Genomic DNA, 14,721 nt, shown 5'->3' on the forward strand with positions numbered 1-14,721 from the left:
CTGACTGGAGCAGATCAACTCTGTTGAGTTCTTGTCTTTTTCTCAAATTGAACTTCAAGGTCTGTTTTTCTCTGAATCTGCTTAACACGGCTAAATATCCTATTTTGCGAAGAGACCTCGCAACCCCGGAAGTAGAGAAAATCACTCGATCTTAGTTTGTTATCAAGAATGGCTCAGTTAAGTAACGCAAGCTACATCCAACTACTATCAATCTCTAGTTTGGTTTTGATCCGCCAAATCTCTTCAAGCCGAAAGGAAATGTCGGATAGACGGCACCTGTTACCAGGTGCCACCCTCCTCAGAACCGTGTGCAACTTTCACTGCATACGGCTCAAGCCTCCACAAAGGCACAGTGAAGCACCCAGTAATTAAATCGTTATAGGACTAGAGCGAGACCAAAAGTTGATCGCAACATTAGCTCTTCGTGTTAATTACCTTTGCGATACGCACTTGAAGCTTTAATACCTCGCCAATGAGCACTCAGTAATTGAGAGACCACGGTTCGTTGTAAGAAGATGCACTAATTTCATTCGAAATCATCATTTGCTTTCTCTAACCTCCTTTACCTGCATACCTATCGGCCACCTTCACAGGTAGCTTTCCCATAGGGAGGTATACAGGCTTACCCTGTTCCGTATGTCGCGTAAAAATGTCAACTTAGATGCCCACAATGGTGCGGAGAGTACAATGACCACGAAAGAGCCTTGTCCAATCTCTTTCCGACTCTCGTTGCCTTTTGGCTACAGCGTATTAACCACTTCCGCTGTTTCATCACATAACGCGCCTTAAATGGATTCACATTACATTCATCATATTGACTCCCTAGCACTCACCCGATTTTGAGGTTATCAGGAGGAACATCCTCTCACGATTTTGCTCCCGCTCAGCCTAACGACCAAGCTTCGTTACGTTGTCAGAGCCGCTGCTTTATTCAGGATCTTAGGGTCATCTGGTGATACAGATGGTTCACTCTGCGTGGTGAACAACGCTTCATACGACTTCAGGTCGCACGGACAATTATGAGTTAGATAAATTGCAGTACAAATAAAAAGAGGTCTCCTTTACCTGTATTAGTTCCTATTAGCTCTGATAGGTCCCGAGGCGATAAGTGGGGGGACGTAAAGCAAACAGAACCAGCGTGGTAGGTCACGTCGATTCAGTGATTTAGTTATTAATACCACTGCGCTAATGGTGAAACGAGTCTTCTCTATGCCATTGAGATCGCTGCAAGGGTCTATCGATTCAATATTTAGGCTAGCTTCATGTTCCGTTGAGCTACCCACATAACAAAAGTATCATTCGCCATGCAAAAGAGGTAGATATCTCATCTAAAACAAAAGCAAGAGGCGCAATGCAGTGCCTAGCCATTGAGTAGAGAGGCATCAAGGTTTATGGTGAAGGTAAGTAGGAAGTAAAAAACCTTGTTCAGATGGGAAGCTTAGAGTATGGCGAAAGTTACACTTAGCGGTCGATACCAAGACGCCGGAAATCCTTGCTGCTGAGTTAAGTTTATCTAATGTTACCGGTGGAGAAGTGCTCCCGAACTTACTCAAATAAACACGCCGAAGTCTCATAGAGGTATCTGGCGATGGCGCTATGACACGAGGTCTTGTTACTATGCAATTCAGATTAAACTCGCGTTTGAGCTCATCCCCCTCCCGAAATCTCGCGGCTGGTTGCCCGGAGGTGTCCGGTTCCAATAAGTATTGGAAACAGCGGTCTGGTTATCACAAACGTTTACTTTCATAAACTTAGACATGCTCAAAGCGCTGTAGAAGCTTGGGATGCCTGAAACCTGTCGTATTGATTAAAAAGCATATCAAACGGTGAAAAATGGTCTCTCAACTGAATTACGCGACAAAGCGGCCGTGCTTTATTGTCTTCTATTTCACCCATCCTTCCAAAGCGCATCAAATTCTTGGGCTTCAAGGATGTCTTCAATGCGGCGACGAACTTTGGTCTGCTGCTTTAATTTTTCTGGCACGGTTTTACTTGGATATGGTAAGGCGTGGTTGGGTTTAAGCGGTATTTCCATGCGCTGATGGGCTGGTACGGTTCTTTTGTCCATGAGGTGTTCTCCTTATTATGAATCAATCCCACTATTTTAATATTTTGGCTGATGTCGTTCTCTTCAAGTTCATTCTGGGTGCGTGCTTGACGGGGCCAGAATGAACTTGAGGTGTAATGTATTTGGCGATGTGGTCAATTTCTTTTTTAACGACTTTGCTTTGAGTGGACGTTTTCAAAACAAGGTCTTCTGGATGTCTTGGAACCAATCCAAATTCAATTGAACTTCTGCGAGTCGCTTTTTGAGGATAAGGGTTTGACGAGCGTTTAATTGCGGTTGTTTCAAGGTTCGTTCGTAATATTGACATACCGTGAGGGTGGTTTTGATGCTGAGGTCTATCTCACGGCTTAATTCTGTTGGTGCGAGAGAATGATTCATCAATTTTATACAAAACGAATCTCTATGCTGACAGGTGGCCACCGGTGTCGATAGCCAGTTAATTAGCGCTTGTTTACCAAGTTCGGTGATAGTGAAAGCGTTGCCTTTTGAAGCACAGTTCGCATGCGCTTCTATCCATCTTTCTTTGTGCAATACCTTAATCTCTCGATAAGTATGCTGTAGGACGGCGCTCCAATAATGGGATTTGTTGATTTCTTTGGTGACGCTGTAACCTGAGTGGGGGTTTTCATTTAAATACGTCAATATGACGTAACGTAGTGACATCTTTTTAGTTCCTTCAATTATTACAATGCGGTCGGCTTGAATGCGCTGAGATGTTAAGTGAAACGACTTTCATCATTATTGGGGCGATTATTAACCTGACGTCTTTATGCTTCTTCTTGTCAGCTATCGCAAGAGGTTGAAGGGTAATTAATAATTAATAATTATCCGTTTTTTGATTTTGAGTTGTTGATAGGCTTTGTGGTAACCATACCGCTCTTTCCAATATTTATTTGAGCCGTATAACTTCTAGCTGCCCATTGCGAGATTTCTAGGATGGCCACGCTCCCAGAAGGCTGCCCCTTCTCTTGGGGGGAATAAGCGCAACGGCTCGCTTAATCTTAATAGCAGTGTGACACGATCTCGTGTCGTAAGCGCCATCACCAGATACCTCAAGGGTGCTTTGACGTGTTTGTTTCAGTAAGTTCGGAAGAACTTCGCCATAAACCTTAAGGCCAGTAGCATCAATGGCTAGGTACTGTATTGCTCCTCTCGTTTTAGTCTTAAATGAGACCTCAACTTGCTTTGTTCTACGACTGATGCAAGTGTAATGCGGACAACTTAATGGAACATGGGCAAGTCTAAATATCGAGTCGATAAATCCTTGTAGCGCTCTCAGTGGCCGCGTTTCACCATGAGCGCTGTCGTGAGAGCTAAATCACTAAACCGACGTGGTCTCCCGCGCTTATTCTGTTTGCTTTGCGCCCACCTGCTTATCGTCTCTTTATCAATCCATGAGGCTAAGAAGGAGAGTGAATGTAGTTGCTCAGATCATAGGTTGCTGACTTATTTCCATTGAGTTGCGCAAAAAACCGAGGGGAATAAATTAAATCATAAATTAATTGTTTAATTGATGGGTTTTAAGCATTTTATCAAGATGACTACAGTCGTCACATTTATTTTAGTCATTATTATAGTTTCAAAGGATATTTGAGTGGAAACTCCAACTAGTTATATTTGTATTGTTATCGTTGTTCTGGGTCGCGCCTTAAGAGATGACTGCAAAGGTATATTTTTCAGACGTAATAAATTGTTTATTCATTTGCAGATAAATTTGGATAAATAGTTATCTTCCCTCATTAAAAAACGGAATTTAAGCGTTATTCTTTGATTTTTATAAACTCGAATCTAGCATGAAAACTTTAATTTATGAGGATACATTCATCATGCAATATGGACAATCAAGGATTGACGCTGCTTTTCAGAATTTTATAGACAGTTTAACTCAAGCAGATATTTGTAAGCTTCAATCCCAATTTTCAAAAAAGCCTCTGGTTTGCATCGCCGATATACTGCCAGAAAATTTGTGGCTTGAATTGAGTGAGGAAGCATCAAACTTAGTGGAACATTATGGCAAGCGAAAAAGTTTGGTTGTCAAAGAAACTTCGGATACCGAACGTAACATGATCACAGTAGGAAATACCATCTGCCGTGAAAATTCGCCTTTAATTGCCGCCATTTATGATTCTAGACCATTCCGACGCTTTCTCTCACATATAGCTGGTGAAATCGTTCACCAATGCCCAATTGAAGATGAGCAAATTGCAATCTCATTACTTGAGCGGAAAGGTGATACTCATGGGTGGCATTGGGACGATTTCAGTTTCGGTCTTGTTTGGTTAATTGATATTCCGGACGCGTCGTGTGGTGGGTTCACGCAATGTATTCATAATACTAAGTGGGATAAAAAAAATCCCGCGGTTTATGACGTCATTACTAATAATGCCATTGAGTCTTATCATTTCAACAAGGGCGGTTTTTATTTTTTCAAATCCGGAACGACATTACACAGAGTGCACCCTCTGACAAAAGATTCACGTCGATTGATCGTTAATATGGATTGGGCTTCAACGAGTGATCTTGAAATAGAGCTGTCCATTGAGACAACTCTAGATATCTATAGTTAGGGACGACATTATGAAGCACAGTAACAGATCACGTCACACTATTATCAAGGAGCTCGCCACTTACATTTCGGGTGGAGCAAATTCACCAGGGCGAAAATTCTCTGAAGTAACCACGCCAATGATCATAGCTGATAAAGCGAGTGGTTCATATATTTGGGATTCTGAGGGTACTCGTTATGTCGATTTTATAATGGGGTTAGGTCCCTGTTTGCTGGGTCACTCACCCGATTGTGTGGTTGACGCGATCAAAGAGCAGGCATCTAGGGGATTGGTACTTGGCTTAACTCATAGGAGTGAAGCTGAGCTTTCAAAGATAATAGTTAACTCTTCAAAGCACATAGACAAAGTTCGTTTCACCTGCAGCGGTACTGAGGCTGTAATGACTGCCCTACGTATAGCTAGGGGGATTACACAGAAACAAATAGTGGTGAAGTTTTCCGGTGGGTACCACGGTCATTGTGACACTATATTAAGTGGTGCTAATAAGAAGGAAATTTCTGATAATTTCGGCACGGACGGCATACATTCAAGTTTCAAAAACGCCACAATTACTTGTCGATATAATGATATAGAGCAGATTAAATCGATTTTTAGCCAGTACAGTGATGAAATCGCTGCAGTGATCATTGAGCCCGTTGCCACTAATATGGGGTTAGTGCCAGCGCAAATAGAGTTCTTAAAAACACTGAGAGTATTATGTTCTAAACAAAATTCACTGCTGATTTTTGATGAAGTTGTCTCTGGATACCGATTTGGGTTTGGTCCGGTTTCAAATGAGTTGGGAATTTATCCAGACCTTACAACATTTGGCAAAATAATAGGTGGTGGTCTAGCAATTGGCGCATATGGCGGCTCAGATTCTGTTATGGCGCAAGTTAGTAATGAAGGTGGTGTATTCCAAGGTGGGACCTTCGCTGGGAATCCACTGACAATGACCGCAGGGATTAGTACGTTACGCTCATTAGAAGATGGAAGTGTCTATGAAGGACTTGACGCGATTACTGACGTTTTTACAAGAGAGTTGAGTTACAAATTTAAAGAGTACGGTATCAACTTCAATGTTGTAAAGAAAGGACCATTGGTTAGCTTAATACTTGTTGAGTCGTTGACTAATCTCACCTCTTTGGATGACGTCCAGAAGCAAGATCAAACCATTTTTTCCTCGCTACATCAAAAACTCTGTGAGCAGGGCTATTTAATTCCACCAACGATAGAAGAGCCACTGTTCTTCTGTAGTCAACACACGGAGCAGCAAATACTTGAGCTAGCTCAATTAATAGCCTTTCATTTAAACACCATATGCCACGAGTAAGTTATGTCATCTAATATTGTATTAAAAAAAATACTACATCAATCTCAACTCTCCCCTGATGCTGTAGCGATTAAACAAGGTAGTAAAAGCATACGTTACGTTGATTTAATATGCCATGCTCAGGAATTGTCAAGTGAGTTACTAGAAGCTGGTCTTTCCCCAAGAACTATTGTGCCTATTATTTCACAAGGGGGAATTGACTATGTTATTTCATTGTTGGCGGTTTGGATGACCGGTGGTGCTTTTGTTCCCTTAGATGTAGATACCCCGAAGGCCAGAATGGCCAAAATGTTAAAGACTATTGATTCCGAGATAGTTATAGCTACTACCAAGCAATATGCCTGTCAGACGAGTATATATTACGACCATACTGTAAATTTGCCAACCCAGAATATTACGTTTGAATTACCTGAACCTGGAGCTATCTCGTATGGTTTTTTTACATCAGGAACCACTGGCGAGCCAAAGTGCTGCCTAAATCAGCATGCAGGGTTAGCCAACCGGTTTGACGTCATGTCCAAAGCTTTTCAACTTGAGCTGGGTGATGCAGTTTTACAAAATAGCAAACATACTTTTGATTCATCACTTTGGCAATTGTTGTGGCCGTTAACGACTGGTGGCAAAGTAGTTATTCCAATGCGAGAAGGGATTCTTGATATACAAGCAACATTGGATACTATCAGGGAAGAGCAGATTGTAATGGCAGACTTTGTCCCTTCTGTTTTAGGGGTTTATCTACAGTATATGGCTTCTAGGGCCAGAGGGAGTGACTACTTTAAGTCTTTTAGGAATATTCTTGTTGGGGGAGAAGAGGTATCTCTCAAGTTGATAAAAACTATTAGGTTATTGTGTCCATGGATCCAAGTCACTAATACATATGGACCAACAGAAGCTTCCATTGGCTTCGTGTTTCATCACTTTAACGGGAACGAGGAGAATAGTGTTCCACTGGGTCTTCCTATAGCCAACACTAGTTATGTAGTGCTGGACGACCAACTCAACGAAATAAATAAACCAGGTGTCTTGGGACAAATTGCTGTGTTAGGTGTTGGTTTAGGGCTCGGTTATCTTGGTCTTCCAGAATTAACAACTCTCAAGTTTAGAAGTATTAGGCGTAGTTCAGGCGATTATGAACCCTGTTATCTAACGGGTGATATAGGAAGCCTTGAGAATGGGGTCTTATTTTTCCATGGGAGAGAAGATAGCCAGGTCCAATTGAATGGAGTTCGTCTTGAGTTGACAGAAATTGAAATGGCGCTCGAGGCTATTCCAAGCATTTCATGCGCTAAAGTCGCCGTAGATGAAAATGCTAACTCTAAACAAATTTTGGCGGTGGTAACTGGGAGTTCGGCCGTAGATGAAAAAGATGTACGCCAAACGTTGTCTGAAAGTTTACCTTCGGAGTTCATACCCCAAAGAATAGTAAAAGTAGATGATTTTCCAAGAAACAACAACGGAAAGATCGAGAGAGCCAGTCTTCTGAAGCTTTTCAAGGACACTGAAGCAGAGTGCAGCCTTATCCCCGAACTTGTTAATATTCTGTCCAACTATTGTGTCTCTTCTGACATCGCGCCAGAAAAGAGTTTTGAGGAACTAGGGATTGATTCAATCAATCTGCTCTGCATAGCCATAGATATTGAAAAACAGCTAGGGAAAAGGATCTCATCTAAAGACATAGCCAGTATATTAACGATTAGTGAATTGGAATCTTCGGTTACCAGTAGCTCGACTAAAGAATTCAGGACCAATATTGAAATGTATTCAGGACCAGTTAGTCACCTATCATTTACTGAATCCGTTTTTATTTCTGGAGCAAGTGGTTATTTCGGGGTTCATTTATTATGTGAATTGCTCGTAGAGAGTAGTCATAAAGCAACTTGTTTGGTGAGAGCAAGTTCTGACGAAAACGCAAAGTTAAGGTTAATTGATTGTGCAAAACAGTACAAAATTGAGAATCAAATTGATTGGAAGCGTGTAACAGTCGTAGCTGGTGATATCACGCAAGATAAGATGGGATTATCTTCGGAAAGGTATGATCAGTTGGCTCTTCATACTTCTCATATTCTTCATACGGCGGCAGTCGTTAACTTAAACAAGAGCTCAGAAGCATTACGTTTAACTAACGCAGAAGGTGTAACAGAAGTATGCAAATTTGCTCTTCGTGCAAACGCACGTAAATTTCACTACGTGTCGAGTCTGGCTGTTGAAAAATTGATAAACAATAATTCGAGCGCTGAAGTGAGTGGGTACGCCCAGACTAAGTTTGAAGGAGAAAAGCGAGTCACAGAACTCACTAAGTTTAATATAGAAGTATCGATTTCGAGAGTAGGGGAATTGATGCCATCAGACAAATATAAAGTGCCGAATAGCAATTCTTTATTAGTTTCCTCTTTACGTGTCTTTAAGTCGCTAAACCAACTTGTTATCAACCATGGTAATGTATCTTATACGCCAATCGATGTAGCTTGCTCGGCGATAGTCTCAATCTTTAATTCTAAATTAGAGATTTCTTATCCCCCCCAAATATTGGCTCTTTATCCTAGTAAAAAAGTCGATTTTAGGTATCTGCTTGAGAGCCTTCTTCCAAGTCAGGTTTCTATACAATACAAAGAACCCCAAAATATTATTGATCAGATAATCACAAAATCATCGGTTTCAACCTTGGAGAAACACGATATTTTGATTCTTGATGCGTTGATGAGTGCCAACGAAAACGAACAGTGGCACCTGTTCGATAAATCTAGTGAGCACTTAGAACCGAGAAAATCAGCGCATTATTGGCCTCTTATTGATAATGATTATTTACATCGAAACTTAAAGGAAATCTGATAATGATAATTGAATACACCTGTAATACTCTTCCTGAACGTCAGGATGTCTTTGAACTTTATCAATCTGTAGGTTGGAGTTCGGCACATAAACTTGATGAACTTATGCTCGCCCTTAATGGGGCTCACACACTGTACTGCGCCTACTCAGAAGGACGCTTGGTCGGTCTAGTAAAAACTATTTCCGATGGCTATTTAGTTGTGTACGTGAGCCATTTGTTAGTACTTCCAGAGTATCAATCGAAAGGTATTGCCAGTGAATTGATGAGTAAGACCATGAAAAAATACCAACACTTCCATCAAAAAGTTTTACTTGGTGATAATCAAGCATTTAGATTCTACGAGAAGTTTGGCTTTCATGTTGCAGATATTAAACCTATGTGGGTTTACGTAGGCACAGACCATTAAAAGGCAATGGCATGGACATTACCACAATCTTATTATTTACAGCTTCAATTACGCTACTATCAATAGTACCTGGTCCAAGTGTGTTGCTAGTGATGATTCAAAGTATGGGGGTCGGGCTTAAGTCGGGTTTAATAACGACCTTAGGAATTGTCATAGGTGCTATGTTATTTTTTAGCATTGCATATTTTAGCATCAATACGGCACTTGCTCAGAACGGCGTCCAAGGAATCTATCACTTCGTACAATTTGTTAGTGCCATATACTTAGGGTGGATAGGCTATAGTCTAATTATTGCGGCTTCTCCTCATTTAAGTGAAACCGATATCTCAACGTCTGATTTCTCAACAAAGGAATTTTTTGCCGGGCTATCTATAGCTATGGGGAACCCAAAAACTATCCTTTTTTATGCTTCTATCTTACCTAGTTTTGTTGACCTTACGAATAGTAATATCAGTGATTATATGATCTGTTTGGGGATTGTCGGTATTTCGACGGCACTAGTGCTTTCGATGTATGCTGTCATTGGTTACTGGATGCGGGCACATATAGTGTCAAGATACATTGAACAGTGGGGCAATAAAATTGCAGGATTTTTCTTTGTTTTAATGAGCCTTTACCTTATCTATCTTTTTTCGACGAGTCTATAAATTGGGGAAGCGTAACTGTTTGTAGAGTCTTTTCTTTCACAAAAATTTGGTGAGGGAAAAGTTGTCTTACCTTCATATGAATAAGTGTTTTCCTATTTGATAAGGGTGCTCTACACTTGTCAGACTGACTGGTTTGCTAAGTGACAAGAAATTGACTGGACTTAGATATTCAAGTGCACTGTGCCTTCTTGTTCGGTAATAATTAACCTCGATGTATTCGAAGAGTGCTTGGCGCAGATCTTCTCTCGTCATTATCGGCTCGTATTGGACGTTCTATTTTCATTAAGTGGAAAAACTGGCGTTGACGCCCCTATATCAACACTTACGTCATAACTGAAAGGTCTTTGAATGTAATTGGGTAAAGTTAACGAACTATATAATGTTTCAAACACCTTTGTATTTCCTTTATTGAAAGCCCTTTCCGCTTTGCTACATATAATCTTGTTTTTGACTAATATTGTTCTAGCTGCATTTTCAACCGCAAGCTCTTTCTCACTTAACTCAGAGTCAAAAACTCTTGGTGTGGCTCATGCTTTTTCCTTGAATTAGTAAAGATGATAATTTTTCAATATAAATAAAACATAAATTATTTAAATGTTCTTATTGATTGATTGAAATAGTCTATTGTCAGTTTTACCAATTTTTTAATTCCATCAAAATTTTCAAAAAATCCTATTTTAGGCGGGGGAATGGACAATGAAGTTTAAAATAAGCACTATTGGACTATCAATCGGAGCGGTATTATTTGCCAATAGTGCTAACTCTTTCTATTTTCTTTTGGATGAGGGGGAAGCATGTAAAACTACAACTCTTGAAAAAGAGGTTGATGATTTTCAAGAGGACATCTCACCGATATCAGAAAAAGAAACTCCCATTGGCCAAAAGATTACTAATGAAGAAATTGGTGAGGTTATACCAGAATTTGAAACCGGAGCAATGGAGTTGGCAGAGAAAATTGGTGGAGCTATTGGCGTTGTAAGTGGTGGATTAGAATTGCTTGACGGCATAGAAAATAAAAATGCTGATGAAATCACTGGTGGTGCCGTTCTTTTGGGCTCCTACATAGCCCCGGAAATTGCAGGGGAAGTTATCGGCTCAATTTTCTCCGAGTCAATTGCGGAAGCTATAAACCCAGTTATAGGTGTTCTCATCGCTGAAGGGATTGCAATTTATGGTGATATAAAAATGGCTGGGGTCATCAACAAGATGGAAGAGTCCGATCGCACTTTGATGGGTGTCTACTCAAAAGCAATTGATAAAAAAGACGCATCACTACTAAAGCTTAAAAAAATAATCCGAGGTGATAATGATGAGATTTATAATTATGAATATAAACATTTTGGAGAATTAACAGTTGAATTATATAAAAACAGTTTCCACAAATTAGCATATAGATTGATTAATGATAATTACTCTAATAGAGTAGATAAATATTTCAAAGATAACACAGTATCCACCCCAATAACCACGCAATTCGTTTCAAGTGAATTACCAGTAACTATTAGCCACCTAATCGGATTAAAGGAAAATTTAAAATACTGGTATTCAACCTCATTGACAGGGAAGAAATACATAAGCAGTTTCGGACATGTCCCATTAAATAATGCAAATTTCCATCCATCATATGAAGGCACAAACAGCATCCGATTTTCAAAATCGATAAAAAATGTTGCAATACCAAATATGCGTTGGTTGAATGATGTATTTTTCCCAGTTTTAGAGAGGACAGTAGATGTAATATATGACAATAGCGATCATCTTGTTGTTGAATTCAAAGATATGCTTACAGATACAAAATTTATCCATAGTCTTCAGGAATCAATGATAGCCCCATATAATGATGTTCTAAAAAAATACTATTCTTGGTTATATTTTGGGCATCATATTTTGAAAAACCTTGATTATTCAGAGGTAAAGATTGAAGAAGGTTTTCTTATTTTTATATCGATATTTATGCCAATTGAAAGCTCAATAATTCAAGGCTCTGTCATGAATGATATTAAATCCAAAATTGATGTTGCTCCATTTATTTTTGCCATAACAAAGTCACTAATTAGCCAAGGCGTCGATGTGACTGATGAGACCAAGTTTACAAAATTAATTAATGATGCATATTCGAAAATTGGAGAGGAACATTCCACCCTTAAAAACAAAATTATGAGTTCTTATCATGCAGCTAAAGACCTGGTTAATACTAAATTAGTAGATAAATCAGAAATTTCATTAAAGCCAATCAGTCAAGAAAAATTAAATTCGCTTATTGAGAAAATCGATAAACATGTGGCTGATGGAAGCCTAAAGAAAAAGGTAGATGTTGCATTAAATGATGCTGTTTCATTAATGAGTCTACAAGGTGGTGATAACTATGAGACATCATTACGATTCATTGATTATGCTCAAATGACTAGCTCTATTCAAAATAGTTACTTTAACGTTGTGGGCGCATTAATCGATAATTACGTGAAGAAGCTACAAAAGTTAAGTGATTGGGAAAATGAAGCCGCTGCTGTAATCTTGAGCGATTTACGTGACGACCTGGTTGCGCTAAATAAAAACAGTAAACTCGTAAATTACTCTTCTCAAGAAGTACATAAATATTCAAGCGGAAACTTTGATTGGCTAGCGTTTAACTCAACTCCTTTTTTAGATGAAGATAATAATAAAATAATTAGGTACCTTGATGACACTATCAATTTATGGGTTCCTGTTTCTCAAACAGGACCACCCATGCGCCTGCATCACGCCAATTAGGTCGAATATTTTGATGGGAGCAGGGAAAAAGTATCTTAGATAAAGTTTTAAAAATGATTTTTTTGAGTTGATTAACTAAAAATCAAGACTATAGGAAGAGGCACTAGTTTAATTAAATCAAAGGATAATCCATTTTGATGTCTAACGTTCGAGCGACCTAAGGTTAAGAGCAAGCGTATTTCTCTTGCGTCATGTTATCCAGACAACATTGTAAATACTAATGTGGTTCTTAAAGGTGCAGTGCTAAACAGATAGAAGTGTGGTGAGAGATTTTAAGTCAAATAATCCGAACGTTAGGTGAATATCCGCTTTTTTAGTTTCTGATGTTATTGAGGGGAATTACAATGGGTTGGCTTCTCCTTTCCCCGGATTACCATAGACCAATTACTCCTTGAAGAGGTGAATCATGATGGGAAGAAAATATAAAATTAAATATCTTATAAATACATTTTTGATATTGCTACTCTCTGCAATTTCATTTAGCTCGATGTCTGGGAGTCTTGAAATTGATGTAACTAAAATAAATCCAAGTGAATTAGACTCGATCAGGCCGAAAATAATAATTCAAAATGGGGAGGCAAGGCTTTCAAAAGTCGGTTTCTCTACTGAAAAGTTAGTTTTAGATAAACCCTTGGAACATTCAGAAGCTAGGAAAAAGCTATATGAGAATGTAAAAAGTATGCTTGAAAAGAACAAAAATATTTTGGCTGATATTGAGGAAGGTAAAATACCATTTCCAAATGAAAGTACTAAAAGTAGCGTAACAGAGGCTTTGCAGTTCAATGACGATTTTTTAGAAAGTGCCTCTGATACCTTGGGCTCAGATGTAATAGATTCTAATAAATTATACTTTTCAACTTCATATAAAGGTGAAAATGTAGTGATTAGTGAGGTTAAGGACTGGACTGCATTAGAAAAAAGAAGCATATCTCAAGTGATGTCAGACCCCGATAACATTGTTAACACTAGGCTTAATAGACCGGGAGCGGTTAAAAGAGCGAGTGTTGAAAATGGTAGGGAGATAATTCGAGATTTAAAGAAAGGCGGAGGTGAAATAAAGAAGGTTACTGCTTTTATGATCTCGGATGTTCTTGAGACTAATTATCGAAGGATGGGTTTTTCAACACCTAACTGCTTTTAGTTTAAGTGCGTTGCTCACTCTGCCAATTATCCATAATGTCGCCTGATAATCAGATATCAATCCGCCCTCGGTCACGCAATATAATTGGTTTGTCGGTAGGTGTGTTTTTTTGAAGTGTTGACGCCTGGATTGATTGTGTTTGTAAGGTATGATTATGAGAGTGAAAACATCAAGGTATGATAAGAATATAGGAAAAGGCTCTCAACTCAAAAATTGGCGATTAAATGAGCGCTTCAACAAAGCCGCTCAAGAGCGACAAGAAAACTTTGGCACATTGAGAGCCAGAGTCCTGGGCGTTAGACGTTATTTTCAAAGAAGATGAGCAACGTTGTATTTATGCAGTAGGCTCGGTGCTGAAATTAGAATTCAAGGTTATTCTTTTTTAATATAATTTACATTAATTTACATTAACTTATTAACTTATTAACTTATTAACTTATTTTTTAAATGTAATCATAATTTAAAATTAATTTCTTTTGTTTAATTTTAAGATTATTAGTAATAAAATTAGGGGTTTAATAATGAAACGAGTTATATTTGACAATCATCCTTTATTATCGCAAGAAGAATTAGAAATGTTAGCTATGGTTGTAGGTGGTCGAGGAGAGGAGGGAGGGGCAAGTCGCCCAGGTCGGATTAAAAATGATCGTGATTTAGATCGAGCTGGAAGCAGGTGGAATTTGCGGCTTCGTTAGGAATAAATTTTATAGGATAATTTTGAGGTTCTCAATTTCCAGTTAGCAATTTCTCCGTAAATCCTCGCCCGCTTTTAGGGCGAGGATAGGCTTTGTTGCGTAATTAAATTTAGAGATAGAGCTACTTCGTTTCGTGTGTTTCTTAGTTAATACGACAAGCTTTAGGCATACCTAACCCAGTAAGCTTGTTCAACGCTTTTATCATCGCGTAAGTTTCCCCCACCTGTGCATTGTAATTTCTTAAACTCAAGCGTCCTCCTAGTAACTGTTTAACTCGATACATCCCTGTTTCTGACAATGAACG

9 protein-coding genes and 6 pseudogenes are annotated in these 14,721 nt (G+C 39.0%); 9 read left to right on the forward strand and 6 right to left on the reverse strand.

Annotated features, from left to right (window positions below; genetic code table 11):
- Positions 1-17 precede the first annotated feature (17 nt).
- A pseudogene (locus AB4589_RS00005) lies at positions 18-293 on the reverse strand (hypothetical protein); the annotation flags it as partial.
- An 844-nt stretch (positions 294-1,137) separates the two neighbouring features.
- On the opposite strand from AB4589_RS00005, the pseudogene AB4589_RS00010 reads away from it, so the two are divergent.
- A pseudogene (locus AB4589_RS00010) lies at positions 1,138-1,287 on the forward strand (transposase); the annotation flags it as partial.
- Positions 1,288-1,888: 601 nt separating this feature from the next.
- Here AB4589_RS00010 and AB4589_RS00015 read toward each other — a convergent pair.
- From AB4589_RS00015 to AB4589_RS00025, 3 genes and pseudogenes are all read right to left on the reverse strand, one after another.
- Positions 1,889-2,068, reverse strand: coding sequence for a hypothetical protein (locus AB4589_RS00015; protein WP_016800071.1), 180 nt, complete (start codon positions 2,066-2,068; stop codon positions 1,889-1,891).
- A gap of 174 nt (positions 2,069-2,242) precedes the next feature.
- The gene (locus tag AB4589_RS00020) at positions 2,243-2,731 is read right to left on the reverse strand and encodes a PadR family transcriptional regulator (protein ID WP_102428398.1); all 489 of its coding nucleotides are present in this window, start codon (positions 2,729-2,731) and stop codon (positions 2,243-2,245) included.
- 249 nt (positions 2,732-2,980) lie between these two features.
- Positions 2,981-3,472 (reverse strand): annotated as a pseudogene (locus AB4589_RS00025) (transposase); the annotation flags it as partial.
- 389 nt (positions 3,473-3,861) lie between these two features.
- On the opposite strand from AB4589_RS00025, the gene AB4589_RS00030 reads away from it, so the two are divergent.
- The 5 genes from AB4589_RS00030 to AB4589_RS00050 are packed head-to-tail and all read left to right on the forward strand — an operon-like array spanning position 3,862 to position 9,830.
- Positions 3,862-4,635, forward strand: a complete 774-nt coding sequence (locus tag AB4589_RS00030; RefSeq protein WP_265121869.1) for a hypothetical protein — start codon at positions 3,862-3,864, stop codon at positions 4,633-4,635.
- 10 nt (positions 4,636-4,645) lie between these two features.
- Complete coding sequence (locus AB4589_RS00035) at positions 4,646-5,947, forward strand: aspartate aminotransferase family protein (RefSeq protein ID WP_229648114.1); 1,302 nt, start codon at positions 4,646-4,648, stop codon at positions 5,945-5,947.
- Positions 5,948-5,950: 3 nt separating this feature from the next.
- Complete coding sequence (locus AB4589_RS00040) at positions 5,951-8,776, forward strand: AMP-binding protein (protein WP_229648113.1); 2,826 nt, start codon at positions 5,951-5,953, stop codon at positions 8,774-8,776.
- A gap of 2 nt (positions 8,777-8,778) precedes the next feature.
- A complete protein-coding gene (locus AB4589_RS00045; RefSeq protein ID WP_229648112.1) occupies positions 8,779-9,183 on the forward strand; it encodes a GNAT family N-acetyltransferase in 405 nt (134 codons plus the stop codon).
- An 11-nt stretch (positions 9,184-9,194) separates the two neighbouring features.
- Positions 9,195-9,830 carry a LysE family translocator gene (locus tag AB4589_RS00050; RefSeq protein WP_229648111.1) on the forward strand — a complete coding sequence of 212 codons (636 nt, stop codon included), beginning with the start codon at positions 9,195-9,197 and terminating at the stop codon, positions 9,828-9,830.
- 72 nt (positions 9,831-9,902) lie between these two features.
- Here AB4589_RS00050 and AB4589_RS00055 read toward each other — a convergent pair.
- Positions 9,903-10,125: pseudogene (locus AB4589_RS00055) on the reverse strand (IS3 family transposase); the annotation flags it as partial.
- A gap of 401 nt (positions 10,126-10,526) precedes the next feature.
- Here AB4589_RS00055 and AB4589_RS00060 point away from each other — a divergent pair.
- The 3 genes and pseudogenes from AB4589_RS00060 to AB4589_RS00070 form a co-directional block, all read left to right on the forward strand.
- Positions 10,527-12,581 (forward strand): hypothetical protein, encoded by a 2,055-nt coding sequence (locus AB4589_RS00060; protein WP_372099051.1) that lies wholly within the window; start codon positions 10,527-10,529, stop codon positions 12,579-12,581.
- Between the two features lie 406 nt (positions 12,582-12,987).
- Positions 12,988-13,722 (forward strand): hypothetical protein, encoded by a 735-nt coding sequence (locus AB4589_RS00065; RefSeq protein WP_132968965.1) that lies wholly within the window; start codon positions 12,988-12,990, stop codon positions 13,720-13,722.
- A 246-nt stretch (positions 13,723-13,968) separates the two neighbouring features.
- A pseudogene (locus AB4589_RS00070) lies at positions 13,969-14,084 on the forward strand (ISAs1 family transposase); the annotation flags it as partial.
- 475 nt (positions 14,085-14,559) lie between these two features.
- On the opposite strand, the pseudogene AB4589_RS00075 reads toward AB4589_RS00070, so the two are convergent.
- Positions 14,560-14,721 (reverse strand): annotated as a pseudogene (locus tag AB4589_RS00075) (IS5/IS1182 family transposase); the annotation flags it as partial.

The organism is Vibrio sp. 10N.222.49.A3, from assembly GCF_041475145.1.
In the GTDB taxonomy this organism is placed as follows: Bacteria; Pseudomonadota; Gammaproteobacteria; order Enterobacterales; family Vibrionaceae; genus Vibrio; species Vibrio tasmaniensis_A.

What these genes read in the sequence shown, in the direction of transcription:
- AB4589_RS00015 (WP_016800071.1), bottom strand. Translation starts at nt 2,068, where the DNA reads ATGGACAAAAGAACCGTACCAGCCCATCAGCGCATGGAAATACCGCTT.
- AB4589_RS00020 (WP_102428398.1), bottom strand. Translation starts at nt 2,731, where the DNA reads ATGTCACTACGTTACGTCATATTGACGTATTTAAATGAAAACCCCCAC.
- AB4589_RS00030 (WP_265121869.1), top strand. Translation starts at nt 3,862, where the DNA reads ATGAAAACTTTAATTTATGAGGATACATTCATCATGCAATATGGACAA.
- AB4589_RS00035 (WP_229648114.1), top strand. Translation starts at nt 4,646, where the DNA reads ATGAAGCACAGTAACAGATCACGTCACACTATTATCAAGGAGCTCGCC.
- AB4589_RS00040 (WP_229648113.1), top strand. Translation starts at nt 5,951, where the DNA reads ATGTCATCTAATATTGTATTAAAAAAAATACTACATCAATCTCAACTC.
- AB4589_RS00045 (WP_229648112.1), top strand. Translation starts at nt 8,779, where the DNA reads ATGATAATTGAATACACCTGTAATACTCTTCCTGAACGTCAGGATGTC.
- AB4589_RS00050 (WP_229648111.1), top strand. Translation starts at nt 9,195, where the DNA reads ATGGACATTACCACAATCTTATTATTTACAGCTTCAATTACGCTACTA.
- AB4589_RS00060 (WP_372099051.1), top strand. Translation starts at nt 10,527, where the DNA reads ATGAAGTTTAAAATAAGCACTATTGGACTATCAATCGGAGCGGTATTA.
- AB4589_RS00065 (WP_132968965.1), top strand. Translation starts at nt 12,988, where the DNA reads ATGATGGGAAGAAAATATAAAATTAAATATCTTATAAATACATTTTTG.